Raw genomic sequence first — 12,374 nt, 5'->3', positions numbered from 1 at the left:
GCAGGTCTTATAAAAAGACCAGATAGACAACTGCGGCGACGATAAAGCGGTAAATCGCGAAGGGAATAAACGAGATACGTTTAATCACGTGCAGGAAGGTTTTGATCGCAATCAGCGCCACAATGAAGGCCGTAATAAAACCAACGGCGAACATCGGGATATCACCGGTTGTGAGGAACCCCATACTTTTATAGAGATCCAGTACCGTGGCACCCATCATCATCGGCACTGCCAGCAGGAACGAGAACTCCGATGCCGCGTAACGGCTTACCCCCATCAACATCCCGCCAGAAATGGTGGCACCGGAACGGGAGAAGCCTGGCCACAGCGCCAGGCACTGGAAGCAGCCAATCATAAACGCCTGACGATAGGTAATATCATCAACCCCTTCCGCGCGCGGAACCCTGGGTTTCAGAACTTCGGCGGCAATCAGCAGTACGCCGCCGACGACCAACGCATAGGTCACGGTCAACGGGTTAAACAGAGACTTGATGGTATCGTGGAAGACCAGCCCGAGCACCACGGCCGGAACCATGCCGAGCAGAATATGCACCAGCGTCAGGCGACCTGTACCGGTGCCTTCATGGGGCTGATGGCCGAAATGAATGCCGATTAAACCAAACAGGCGCCGCCAGAACATCACCACTACCGCCAGAATTGACCCTAACTGAATCACCACCTCAAAGGTTTTTGCCGTATCGCCCTCAAATCCCAGCAAATGCCCCACGATAATCATATGGCCGGTACTGGAGACCGGCAGAAATTCGGTAAGCCCTTCAACGACACCCAGAATGGCTGCCACCAGCAACGAATGCATATCACCCATCAAATAAACCCCTAAGAAAGCTATAAAAAACGGCTTTCTCCATGGAGAAGCCGCAAAAGGCCGTTATCTATGACCTGAATACTAGCGCTTGGTTTAATTATTATGAATGTAATTACTTTCTTTCAGATTTAAGCCACGCTCGATGATTACACCCACGTTCAGGGCGCGCGCAACAGCGCCTGGCTTGCTGAGTTTGATGCGCACCCACGGCGACTGAAACCGCGCCAGCAGCAGGTCTGCAACCTCTTCCGCTACACGCTCCACCAGGGCAAAGCGCCCGCCTTCCACATGACCGACAATCACATCGGCGATATCGGCATAGCTCAGGCAATCCTTCACATCATCACTTTTTGCGGCTTTGCGGTTATCCCACGCCATTTCGATATCGAACACCAGTCGCTGTTCGATGGTCTGTTCCCAATCGTAAACACCAATAGTGGTGATCACTGAAAGCTGCTCAATAAATACGATGTCCATTACACCTCGCCTGCTATTGGGTTACACACGTCTTGCCTCAGGCCGCCGCTTTCCTGGCGGTCCGTCAGATTTTGCGCATTCCCTGGATACCACTTTCCGGAATTTATGCGTATTATCCACGGATGCAGAGAATAAAACGACATTTTCACAACGGAACAGCGTTATGAGTGCAATCGCGCCTGGAATGATCCTCCTCGCGTATCTTTGCGGCTCAATCTCCAGCGCCATTCTGGTCTGCCGCATCGCGGGTCTTCCGGACCCACGCGAGAGTGGCTCCGGAAACCCCGGAGCGACCAACGTATTAAGAATTGGCGGCAAAGGAGCAGCCGTAACGGTACTGATTTTCGACGTATTGAAAGGCATGCTGCCGGTCTGGGGCGCGTACGCGCTTGGCATCACGCCATTCTGGCTGGGGCTCATCGCGATCGCAGCCTGTCTTGGACACATCTGGCCCGTTTTCTTTAAATTCCAGGGCGGCAAAGGTGTGGCCACGGCATTTGGCGCCATTGCGCCGATTGGCTGGGATTTAACGGGCGTGATGGCGGGAACCTGGCTGCTGACAGTGCTGCTAAGCGGTTATTCCTCACTGGGGGCGATTGTCAGCGCGCTGATTGCCCCGTTCTATGTCTGGTGGTTCAAACCGCAGTTCACTTTCCCGGTGGCGATGCTGTCGTGCCTGATCCTGCTGCGCCACCACGACAATATTCAACGCCTGTGGCGACGTCAGGAAACCAAAATCTGGACCCGGCTCAGAAAGAAAAAACGGGAAGAGTAGGAATGTTGCCCGGCGCGCAAGCAGCAACCGGGCTGTCGTCGATCACGCCGCAGGCAGCTCCGCCAGCGGCCAGCGCGGGCGAACAGTCACACCAAGCCCGGCGTCATTCCCCGCTTTCAGGCGCACCATCCCCGCATAAGCAATCATCGCGCCGTTGTCGGTGCAAAACTCCGGACGCGCATAAAAGACCTCGCCACGACGCTTTTGCATCATCTCCGCCAGTTTTGCGCGCAATGTCCGGTTGGCGCTCACGCCGCCCGCCATCACCAGCCGCGTAAAGCCGGTTTGATCCAGCGCGCGCTTGCATTTGATCATCAGCGTATCGACCACTGCATCCTCAAACGCGCGTGCAATGTCGGCACGAGTTTGCTCATCATCGCCATTGCTGCGAATGGTGTTCGCCGCAAAGGTTTTCAGGCCAGAGAAACTGAAATCCAGCCCGGGGCGGTCGGTCATCGGCCGCGGGAAAACAAAACGCCCGGCAGTCCCCTGCGACGCGAGTTTTGACAGCATCGGGCCACCAGGATAATCCAGGCCAAGTAGTTTCGCTGTTTTATCAAAGGCTTCGCCTGCTGCATCATCAATCGACTCGCCCAGCAGTTCATAATTACCGATGCCCGTGACGCTAATCAATTGTGTGTGGCCACCGGAAACCAGCAGAGCGACAAAGGGGAATGCCGGGGGATTCTCTTCCAACATCGGCGCTAACAGATGCCCTTCCATATGGTGCACCGGGATAGCCGGAACATTCCATGCGAAGGCCAGTGAACGACCGACGGTCGCACCGACCAGCAGCGCACCGACCAGCCCCGGACCGGCGGTATAGGCCACCGCATCGATATCTTTTGCGGTTAATCCGGATTCTTTCAGCGCGGCCTGAATCAGCGGCACGGTTTTGCGCACATGGTCGCGGGACGCCAGTTCCGGCACCACACCGCCGTAGTCGGCGTGCAGTTTTACCTGACTATACAGTTGGTTGGCTAAAAGCCCTTGTTGATCGTCATAAATTGCGATGCCGGTTTCATCGCAGGATGTTTCAATGCCCAGTACGCGCATGGCTCTTTTTACCTCGTTGCAATACCGCGCAGTGTAGGGCGAATGCGGGTCGATGTAAAACTTTGCTCACCCCAGGTGAGGAGTTCGTGTATACTCCCCACCCTTATGAAAGTCCCTTTCAAAAAGGGCGGAGGTGCTTTACAAAGCAACGGTAGTTGCAGTAAAATTCCGCACCATTTTGAAATAAGCTGGCGTGAACGCCAGCGGCAAACCGATTTAATCAAAGGTGAGAGGCACATGCCGGTAATTAAAGTACGTGAAAACGAGCCGTTCGACGTAGCTCTGCGTCGCTTCAAGCGTTCCTGCGAGAAAGCAGGTGTTCTGGCGGAAGTTCGTCGTCGTGAATTCTATGAAAAACCGACTACCGAACGTAAACGCGCTAAAGCATCCGCTGTGAAACGTCACGCGAAGAAACTGGCTCGCGAAAACGCACGCCGTACTCGTCTGTACTAATCTGTTGAGGGCGCATCGCCCTCAATTGCAGACCGAGTTGTAGTTGTAAGGCCGTGCTTCCGAAAGGAATGCGCGGCTTATTTTCGTTTATAAGCTGACATATTCTACGGATTTCCGGTTGCGTCGCAGCGGCCTGAAAGACAACGAATATAAATAAACGGGGCCTATGGCTGGACGAATCCCACGTGTTTTTATCAATGACCTGCTGGCGCGCACCGACATCGTCGATCTCATCGACGCGCGTGTAAAGCTGAAAAAGCAGGGCAAGAACTACCACGCGTGCTGTCCATTCCATAACGAAAAAACCCCCTCTTTCACCGTAAATGGTGAAAAACAGTTTTACCACTGCTTTGGTTGCGGCGCGCACGGTAACGCTCTCGACTTCTTAATGAACTACGACAAGCTCGAGTTCGTCGAAAGCGTCGAAGAACTGGCGGCCATGCACAACCTTGAAGTGCCTTTCGAAGCAGGTAGCGGGCCAAGTCTGATTGAGCGCCATCAACGGCAAACGCTCTATCAACTGATGGACGGCCTGAACGCATTTTATCAGCAATCTCTGACGCAACCTGCCGCTGAACCTGCGCGCCAGTATCTACAAAAGCGTGGTTTGAGCAGCGACATTATTGCGCGGTTCGCTATTGGTTACGCCCCACCCGGCTGGGACAACGTGTTAAAGCGTTTTGGCGGCAACAGCGAAAACCGCAAATCGCTGATCGACGCAGGCATGCTGGTAACGAACGATCAGGGACGCAGTTACGATCGCTTTCGCGAGCGGGCCATGTTCCCCATCCGCGATAAGCGTGGCCGGGTGATTGGGTTTGGCGGGCGCGTATTAGGTAATGATACGCCCAAGTACCTGAACTCACCGGAAACCGATATTTTTCATAAAGGTCGCCAGTTGTATGGCCTGTATGAAGCGCAGCAGGATAACGATGAACCACAGCGACTGTTAGTCGTCGAAGGCTATATGGACGTGGTGGCGCTGGCGCAGTACGGCATCAACTACGCGGTCGCCTCGCTGGGAACGTCGACAACGGCGGATCATATCCAGCTGCTGTTCAGGGTGACGAAAAACGTCATCTGCTGTTACGACGGCGACCGCGCAGGTCGCGATGCCGCATGGCGAGCGCTGGAAACGGCGCTGCCGTATATGAGCGACGGTCGCCAGCTACGTTTTATGTTTTTGCCGGACGGTGAAGATCCGGACACGCTGGTGCGCAAAGAAGGTAAAGAGGCGTTCGAAGCGCGGATGGAGCAGGCTCAGCCGCTCTCCACGTTTCTGTTTAACAGCCTGTTGCCGCAGGCGGATTTAACCACGCCGGACGGTACAACGCAGTTGGCCGCGCTGGCGTTGCCGTTAATCAACCAGGTGCCGGGCGAAACATTGCGCATCCAGTTGCGCCAGATGCTGGGCAATAAGATTGGTATTTTCGATGATGCACAGCTTGATCGATTAATGCCAAAACAGGCGGAAAACAGCGTGGTCCGCCCCGCTCCCCAGCTAAAACGCACAACCATGCGTATACTGATAGGGTTGTTGATCCAGAACCCGGAGCTGGCGCCAGCGGTGCCGCCACTAACAGGTCTGGATCAATCCAGACTACCTGGGCTTGGCTTATTTGCAGAACTGGTCAACACTTGTTTGTCACAGCCAGGACTGACCACCGGGCAGTTGTTGGAGCATTATCGCGGCACAAAAGAGGCCGCAACCCTTGAAAAACTGTCAATGTGGGACGATATAGCAGATAAGGACATTGCGGAAAAAACGTTCACCGACGCACTCAATCATATGCTTGATTCGATGCTTGAACGGCGACAAGAAGAGTTGATAGCTCGCGATCGCACACACGGTTTAAGCAGCGAAGAACGCCGGGAGCTCTGGCAGTTAAACCAGGAACTGGCGAAAAAATGAATTCAACGGCTTAAGTGCCGATAATCGTTCGGGTAGATCCCGACAGCCGCGATGAGGGCCAGCGGCAAAAATATAAATACACCCTCGCGTTAAATGTTGGCGGTTTATTTCGCCGACCGACACCAACCCTCATGAATTTAAGTGTGGATACCGTCTTATGGAGCAAAACCCGCAGTCACAGCTGAAGCTTCTTGTCACCCGTGGTAAGGAGCAAGGCTATCTGACCTATGCCGAGGTCAATGACCATCTGCCGGAAGATATCGTCGACTCCGATCAGATCGAAGACATCATCCAAATGATCAACGATATGGGCATCCAGGTGATGGAAGAAGCACCGGATGCCGATGATCTGTTGCTGGCTGAAAACTCCAACAACACCGACGAAGATGCTGAAGAAGCTGCTGCGCAGGTACTTTCCAGCGTTGAGTCTGAAATCGGGCGGACAACCGACCCGGTGCGCATGTACATGCGCGAAATGGGTACCGTTGAACTGCTGACCCGCGAAGGCGAAATCGACATCGCCAAACGTATCGAAGACGGGATTAATCAGGTTCAGTGCTCCGTTGCCGAGTATCCGGAAGCCATTACTTACCTGCTGGAACAATACGACCGCGTTGAAGCAGAACAAGCGCGTCTGTCTGACCTGATCACCGGCTTCGTCGATCCCAATGCGGAAGAAGACATGGCGCCTACGGCGACCCACGTCGGTTCTGAACTCTCCAGCGAAGAGATGGACGACGATGACGATGATGAAGACGAAGAAGACAGCGACGATAACAGCGATGACGACAACAGCATCGACCCTGAGCTGGCGCGCGAGAAATTCGGCGAACTGCGTACCCAGTACGAACTGACCCGCGACACCATCAAAGCGAAAGGCCGCAGCCACGCTGCCGCTCAGGAAGAGATCCTGAAGCTGTCTGAAGTGTTCAAACAGTTCCGTCTGGTACCGAAACAGTTCGACTACCTGGTTAACAGCATGCGCACCATGATGGATCGCGTGCGTACCCAGGAACGTATCATCATGAAGCTGTGCGTTGAGCAGTGCAAAATGCCGAAAAAGAACTTCATTACGTTGTTCACCGGCAATGAAACCAGCGAAACCTGGTTCAACGCTGCGTTGGCCATGAACAAACCGTGGTCGGAAAAACTGCACGAAGTGACCGAAGAAGTACAACGCGCACTGCTGAAGCTGCAGCAGATCGAAGAAGAAACCGGCCTGACCATCGAGCAGGTTAAAGACATCAACCGTCGCATGTCCATCGGCGAAGCGAAAGCCCGCCGTGCGAAGAAAGAGATGGTGGAAGCGAACCTGCGTCTGGTTATTTCTATCGCCAAGAAATACACCAACCGCGGTCTGCAGTTCCTCGATCTGATTCAGGAAGGCAACATCGGTCTGATGAAAGCGGTAGACAAGTTTGAATACCGCCGCGGCTATAAGTTCTCCACCTATGCAACCTGGTGGATCCGTCAGGCGATCACCCGTTCCATCGCGGATCAGGCGCGCACCATTCGTATTCCGGTGCATATGATTGAGACCATCAACAAGCTCAACCGTATCTCCCGCCAGATGCTGCAGGAAATGGGGCGTGAACCGACGCCGGAAGAGCTGGCTGAGCGCATGCTGATGCCGGAAGACAAAATCCGTAAAGTGCTGAAAATCGCTAAAGAGCCTATCTCCATGGAAACACCAATTGGTGATGATGAAGATTCGCATCTGGGTGATTTCATCGAGGATACCACCCTCGAGCTGCCACTGGACTCTGCCACCACCGAGAGCCTGCGCGCTGCCACGCACGATGTTCTGGCTGGCCTGACCGCCCGTGAAGCGAAAGTCCTGCGTATGCGCTTCGGTATTGATATGAATACCGACCACACGCTGGAAGAAGTGGGTAAACAGTTCGACGTTACCCGCGAACGTATCCGTCAGATCGAAGCGAAAGCGCTGCGCAAACTGCGCCACCCGAGCCGTTCTGAAGTGTTGCGTAGCTTCCTCGACGATTAAGTCGTTATGCCGTAATGCTAAAAGGCTTCCAGCAATGGAAGCCTTTTTTGTTTCCCCTCACCGTATTAAAGCCCGCGCGTGACCAGCGCTTCATCCAGTTCCCGGTACGATTGCACCAGTTTATCCAGCGTTGCGCGGTTGAGCCCGCTGGGGTTCGGCAGCACCCACACCTGCGTGACACCAATGGTGATAGCCTGTTTGCCCCAGGGCGCACCTCGCACGCTGAATGCCTGCTCAAAGGCTTTTTTACCGAGGATCGCTAACGCAGCGGGTTGGTGATCTTCGATCTTCTTGATCAACTCTCTGCCGCCGCTACGCAGCTCATGAAGATCCACTTCGCTTGCCTGCACGGTCGGGCGTTCAACCAGCATGGTGATACCGCAGCGGGTATCAAGCAAATGCCGTTCATCTTCCGGGCGCAGTAAGGTATCGGTAAAGCCCGCCTGGTGGATCACTTTCCAGAAGCGATTCCCCGGATGAGCAAAGTGAAAACCGGTATGGGCGGAAGACTTGCCAGGGTTGATACCGCAAAACACCACCCGCAACCCCGGCTCAAGAATATCGTGGATCATACCCACCTCCTGATGAATGCAGTAAAAGCCAGTATAAGGGATTGAAAATAGGTTGTTTATAAAAACATCAGCCAGGCGATTCCCGCTGGATTGCGTGGGTAAGTTACTTTATAATTCCCCGCCACGGCCCCTTAGCTCAGTGGTTAGAGCAGGCGACTCATAATCGCTTGGTCGCTGGTTCAAGTCCAGCAGGGGCCACCAAATAAAACAAGGGGTTACGTGAAAGCGTAGCCCTTTTTTCTTTTCCTGTGTCGGCAAAGTGGCGACAGAAACGAGGAAAGAACGTAGTCTACTCTGTAGGAGTAGCTTCCATTCCGACGGTAATAGTAGTGAGTCGCGATTAAGTATCTGTTAAGGCATACCCGCTTTTTACGCCACCACAACTGTCTAAGCGTTTGGCATCTATCCCTACGTTTCCACCCGGGTGAGTTTCCCCATGTGACTGGCAATCATCACATTACGTCCGACACCTTTGGCCTCATAAAGGGCTATATCGGCCTGTTTCAGCATCTTATCGTAATCATTTTCACATTCATTTAATGAGGTAACACCGCCTGAAATTGTGATTTTTCCTGCCAGGGGAAAAACAAATTCATAAATAGCTAACCGAATTCGCTCAGCAATTTTGCAAGCTTCATCAAGGCTCGAGTTCGGCAGAAAAACTATAAATTCCTCCCCACCCATACGCCCGACAATATCAAAATCTCTGCAAGATGATTTAATTATGTCAGCAGCGTGGCACAGAACTGTATCGCCTGCATCATGACCATATACATCGTTTATTTTTTTAAAATGATCTATATCCAGCAAAATCACACAGTGCTTATTATCTTCCAGGTGATCTTTTATAGCTGCATCAAATCCCCGGCGATTGTAAAGTCCGGTTAAGGGATCAGTCTTTGCCTCATTACTGAGCATGGCAACATGATTTGTAGTCTGTGACATATTATTATGTATTGACTTTTTCAACCTGTCAGCCTCTTGATACCATGCATTTATTTCCTGAATCTTTTTCAACGCGGCAAGGTTATCCTCAAGCCGGGTTAACACAGAAAGCATCTCCAGAGGCTGTGATATCCTTGCGGATACCAGCGCAACGCTTATCCCCGCAATAATTATTATTAATAAAATGAACCATGCAGAATCTATTACCATACTACGAAGTATGTTGGAAACAGTCTCAGATGAACCAGAAATTAGAACACTCCATCCAGCTTTTTTTATATTTGCAAAACCAACAAGATATTCTTTATTGTTTTTATCAATTCTAAAGCTACCTTTCTGGGTTTCCCTTAGTTTATTTCTGATATCTACCGGAAGGCTTATATTAGTACCAACCAAATCTGGGTTCTTATTGAACACAATATTACCATCAGCACTAACAATACTTACATCAGTATCATCACTATAGAAATGATTACTCAGTATACGGCTAAGGATACTTTGTTTTTTTAAATAAATCGTCCCACCGACATATCCTATATAATCTTTATTATCGGAGAAAACAGGAGAGGAGATAAACACGACATAATTACCGGAAGCACCAATATACGGCTCTGATATAAATGTTTTTTTTGCTTCAAGAGCCTGAACACTGCCGCGAGAGTTAAGTTTAATGCCAACTAATTTCAGGCTTTCCGGTGAGGTTGCTTTAACCACAGCCTGCGGATTCACTACTATGACTGAATTAAAAAAGCCGGATTGCAAACGCAGACGGTCAACCTCATGCCGCAGGTTTTCAAGATCGTTCAGGTTATGGATTAGCGACGCGCTCCATTCAAGCTCTTTTTGCGCTATATCAAGATACAGGTCTGTTGTGTCAGCCAGCTTGCTTGCATATGCGATGTTCCCATCAAGAAGACTGTTCTCAATATTTCCCTTCTGGAAAAGCATAAGGGCACTTAAGAGCACGATGGACGAAATGATGATCCCTCCGACAGAGAGGCGCAGCAGAAGTGTCCGAATTTTAATTTTCCTGAAGCTCATAGACTGTCCATCCCTCAGTTTATCGCCTCCTGAGGTAATTCAGGATAACGATTAGTGTGGCAATATGGGAAAGCTCACTTTTCAAGTATAAATTCATACCTGCATAACGATTTGCTCTTTTCTCACATTTTTTATGGTTATAGAGACTGTTCAGCATCAGACTTAGCATGAGGGTTCTCATGTTATGAGCATAACCGCAGCCTCTGCACCGCCATCTATCACGCCTAATAAGGTTTTCAGCTCTGTTGATGGATATTGATACCAAAAGGTATTGATAGCTTCGAAACAGCTCAAGCTCGGAATATCCAGAGGAAGTTGACGCTGCGGGATTTGGCATCATAAATTCAAATTCTCTGCCCCTCGCCCCCTTAACTGTATATGTGCGCAGCGTAAGTACACACGTTTTTCAGTTCATAAAAATCCCCCGGTAGTATAAAGGATGTAAGGATTTAAACAGCTTCAATGGGATACATGGCCCGGATTTATTATCTAAGTATCAAAACACGTTGCAGTATTTTCTTGCATCCCCACGAGATAAAAGGAGCTTATGGAAATGAAATGGAAAATTCTTTTTATCATCCCGCCGTTACTTACCGGTTGTACGATGGAGCATAACGCCTACCGGCTTGCTGATGTCACTCTTAACGGCAACGAACCCCGTATTTCTGTTAGTAATGACGCCACCGTTAAAAGTGGCCAGGCAAAACTACTTATTCTGTCGTTGTCAGCAAGAGATGCAAAAGGTCAGATGCAGGAAGTCTGGAAACAAGACAACTTTGACGCGCCGTTATATACCCTACAGGCGGGTGAGTGTATTCCTGTCAACTACCGTTTCAAGAGAGACGAAGAATACAGTGTTACCGTCATTACTGCACAGCCAGCAGACAACGTTGCACCCAGGCGGCTTTGGTCAAGACATTTTAAACTCAATGATCTTGCGCCAAAGTGATTTCGGCGCATCATAAATCTCCGCCGGTTCCCCTCCCTATATCGTTGCCCAACCTTGCCATGCGGGCAATAAACTCCACGCGTGATAGAAGAAAAATATAAGTAAAAAATCCAGTCAAATTATAGCCCTGCGGATTTGCTATTTACGGGTCCAGCTCCTAATCTTCCATCATCGGGACAGTTGACGATGTACTGGACTAGGCGAGCACAGACGCGAAGGTAGTTGTTTAGAATGGGGAGATGATGCCGTGAATTTCCAACCCAGATATGCAAGTAGCGAGTCTCCGGATCCGGTTCAGGCAGTGGCCGAGTTTGCTGAACAGATCGGTCATGACGAAATCGAAACCATTATTTTCTTCTGCTCTCCGGATTATGATCTGGAAGCACTAGGCCGGGCATTAAAAAGCACCTTCTCCTGCCCCTGCATCGGTTGTACTTCCTCAGGTCACATTGGCACAGAAGGTTTCCAGCACTCCGGGCTGCTGGGGCTTGGATTGGGCGGTGGTTTTCGCGCCCGCACTTTTATGATCCACCCACTGGTTGAATACACTGCCGTCATCACCGACATCGCCGAAACCATTCATCGCGACAGCCAGGAGAGACCCAACCTGCACCGTTTCGGCCTGCTGCTGGTCGATGGTCTTTCGATGGCCGAAGAGCGCCTTGTCGCGAACCTGTATCAGCAGATAGGCAATGTTCCTATCGTCGGGGGGTCCGCAGGCGACGATTTACGTTTCGAAAAAAGCTACGTCTACGATGGTAATGGACACTTCGTTTCCGATGCCGCCGTTTTTGCCGTTATCGAAACCAGCTCTCCGGTCGCCACCTTTAAGATCCAGCATTTCGAACCCAGCGACGTGGAACTGATTATCACCGAGGCTGACGCCGAGAAACGGCTCATCTTTGAAATTAATGGCGAGCCTGCTGCGCAGATTTATGCCGAATCTCTTGGTCTTACTGTCGATGAATTAACGCCAACAGTCTTCTCCCGCAACCCGCTGGTGCTCTCTTTTGGCGACGAGCCTTACGTTCGCTCGATTCAGAAAATGAACGACGATCTCTCGCTTACCTGCTATTGCGCCATTGAAGAAGGACTGATCGTATCGATCGGCATCGCCGAGGATCCGATCCAGACCTTTAGCCAGGCCTTTGACAAAGTGCGTGAAACCATCCCGGAACCCGCGGTCATCATCGGCTGTGATTGCATCCTGCGCCGTCTCCAGTTCGAAAAAGAGGGTCTTGAGCAACAGATCGGCGAAATTATGGTGCAAAACAAGGTGGTAGGGTTCTCAACCTACGGCGAGCAATATAACGGGCTGCACGTAAACCAGACATTTACGGGTGTTGCCATTGGAGGTTAACCA

11 protein-coding genes and 1 tRNA gene are annotated in these 12,374 nt (G+C 51.2%); 7 read left to right on the top strand and 5 right to left on the bottom strand.

The genetic code is table 11. The features are described 5' to 3' along the window. Positions 1 to 7 precede the first annotated feature (7 nt). A complete protein-coding gene (gene bacA / locus N7922_RS03385; RefSeq protein WP_263099238.1) occupies positions 8 to 826 on the bottom strand; it encodes an undecaprenyl-diphosphate phosphatase in 819 nt (272 codons plus the stop codon). Between the two features lie 93 nt (positions 827 to 919). After that, the gene (gene folB, locus N7922_RS03380) at positions 920 to 1,303 is read right to left on the bottom strand and encodes a bifunctional dihydroneopterin aldolase/7,8-dihydroneopterin epimerase (RefSeq protein WP_263099237.1); all 384 of its coding nucleotides are present in this window, start codon (positions 1,301 to 1,303) and stop codon (positions 920 to 922) included. A 163-nt stretch (positions 1,304 to 1,466) separates the two neighbouring features. On the opposite strand from folB, the gene plsY reads away from it, so the two are divergent. Then, positions 1,467 to 2,078 (top strand): glycerol-3-phosphate 1-O-acyltransferase PlsY, encoded by a 612-nt coding sequence (gene plsY / locus N7922_RS03375; RefSeq protein WP_263099236.1) that lies wholly within the window; start codon positions 1,467 to 1,469, stop codon positions 2,076 to 2,078. Between the two features lie 42 nt (positions 2,079 to 2,120). On the opposite strand, the gene tsaD is transcribed toward plsY, so the two are convergent. Next, the gene (gene tsaD, locus N7922_RS03370) at positions 2,121 to 3,134 is read right to left on the bottom strand and encodes a tRNA (adenosine(37)-N6)-threonylcarbamoyltransferase complex transferase subunit TsaD (RefSeq protein WP_263099235.1); all 1,014 of its coding nucleotides are present in this window, start codon (positions 3,132 to 3,134) and stop codon (positions 2,121 to 2,123) included. A gap of 237 nt (positions 3,135 to 3,371) precedes the next feature. On the opposite strand from tsaD, the gene rpsU reads away from it, so the two are divergent. The 3 genes from rpsU to rpoD all read left to right on the top strand — a co-directional run bounded on the left by rpsU (position 3,372) and on the right by rpoD (position 7,504). Then, a complete protein-coding gene (rpsU, locus tag N7922_RS03365) occupies positions 3,372 to 3,587 on the top strand; it encodes a 30S ribosomal protein S21 (RefSeq protein ID WP_001144069.1) in 216 nt (71 codons plus the stop codon). 166 nt (positions 3,588 to 3,753) lie between these two features. After that, positions 3,754 to 5,499, top strand: coding sequence for a DNA primase (gene dnaG / locus N7922_RS03360; protein WP_263099234.1), 1,746 nt, complete (start codon positions 3,754 to 3,756; stop codon positions 5,497 to 5,499). 157 nt (positions 5,500 to 5,656) lie between these two features. Then, positions 5,657 to 7,504 carry an RNA polymerase sigma factor RpoD gene (gene rpoD, locus N7922_RS03355; RefSeq protein ID WP_263099233.1) on the top strand — a complete coding sequence of 616 codons (1,848 nt, stop codon included), beginning with the start codon at positions 5,657 to 5,659 and terminating at the stop codon, positions 7,502 to 7,504. 65 nt (positions 7,505 to 7,569) lie between these two features. Here rpoD and mug read toward each other — a convergent pair whose 3' ends face one another. After that, entirely contained in the window at positions 7,570 to 8,076 is a 507-nt protein-coding gene (gene mug, locus N7922_RS03350; protein WP_263099232.1) for a G/U mismatch-specific DNA glycosylase, read from the bottom strand. Positions 8,077 to 8,201: 125 nt separating this feature from the next. Here mug and N7922_RS03345 point away from each other — a divergent pair. Continuing rightward, a tRNA-Ile gene (locus tag N7922_RS03345) sits at positions 8,202 to 8,277 on the top strand. Between the two features lie 207 nt (positions 8,278 to 8,484). On the opposite strand, the gene N7922_RS03340 is transcribed toward N7922_RS03345, so the two are convergent. Beyond that, positions 8,485 to 10,062: a sensor domain-containing diguanylate cyclase gene (locus N7922_RS03340; protein WP_263099231.1), complete on the bottom strand. Its 1,578-nt coding sequence runs from the start codon at positions 10,060 to 10,062 to the stop codon at positions 8,485 to 8,487. Positions 10,063 to 10,609: 547 nt separating this feature from the next. Here N7922_RS03340 and N7922_RS03335 point away from each other — a divergent pair. Both N7922_RS03335 and N7922_RS03330 read left to right on the top strand, forming a co-directional pair. After that, complete coding sequence (locus N7922_RS03335) at positions 10,610 to 11,011, top strand: putative T6SS immunity periplasmic lipoprotein (protein WP_263099230.1); 402 nt, start codon at positions 10,610 to 10,612, stop codon at positions 11,009 to 11,011. A 247-nt stretch (positions 11,012 to 11,258) separates the two neighbouring features. Further along, a complete protein-coding gene (locus N7922_RS03330) occupies positions 11,259 to 12,371 on the top strand; it encodes an FIST N-terminal domain-containing protein (protein WP_317633848.1) in 1,113 nt (370 codons plus the stop codon). Positions 12,372 to 12,374: the final 3 nt, after the last annotated feature.

Origin of the sequence: Kosakonia sp. ML.JS2a (assembly GCF_025642095.1) — a bacterium.
Taxonomy (GTDB): domain Bacteria; phylum Pseudomonadota; class Gammaproteobacteria; order Enterobacterales; family Enterobacteriaceae.
This window is presented reverse-complemented; position numbering and strand designations above follow the sequence as displayed.

Excerpts from the sequence above, each read along its gene's own strand:
- bacA (WP_263099238.1), bottom strand. The coding sequence starts at position 826 with ATGGGTGATATGCATTCGTTGCTGGTGGCAGCCATTCTGGGTGTCGTT.
- folB (WP_263099237.1), bottom strand. The coding sequence starts at position 1,303 with ATGGACATCGTATTTATTGAGCAGCTTTCAGTGATCACCACTATTGGT.
- plsY (WP_263099236.1), top strand. The coding sequence starts at position 1,467 with ATGAGTGCAATCGCGCCTGGAATGATCCTCCTCGCGTATCTTTGCGGC.
- tsaD (WP_263099235.1), bottom strand. The coding sequence starts at position 3,134 with ATGCGCGTACTGGGCATTGAAACATCCTGCGATGAAACCGGCATCGCA.
- rpsU (WP_001144069.1), top strand. The coding sequence starts at position 3,372 with ATGCCGGTAATTAAAGTACGTGAAAACGAGCCGTTCGACGTAGCTCTG.
- dnaG (WP_263099234.1), top strand. The coding sequence starts at position 3,754 with ATGGCTGGACGAATCCCACGTGTTTTTATCAATGACCTGCTGGCGCGC.
- rpoD (WP_263099233.1), top strand. The coding sequence starts at position 5,657 with ATGGAGCAAAACCCGCAGTCACAGCTGAAGCTTCTTGTCACCCGTGGT.
- mug (WP_263099232.1), bottom strand. The coding sequence starts at position 8,076 with ATGATCCACGATATTCTTGAGCCGGGGTTGCGGGTGGTGTTTTGCGGT.
- N7922_RS03340 (WP_263099231.1), bottom strand. The coding sequence starts at position 10,062 with ATGAGCTTCAGGAAAATTAAAATTCGGACACTTCTGCTGCGCCTCTCT.
- N7922_RS03335 (WP_263099230.1), top strand. The coding sequence starts at position 10,610 with ATGGAAATGAAATGGAAAATTCTTTTTATCATCCCGCCGTTACTTACC.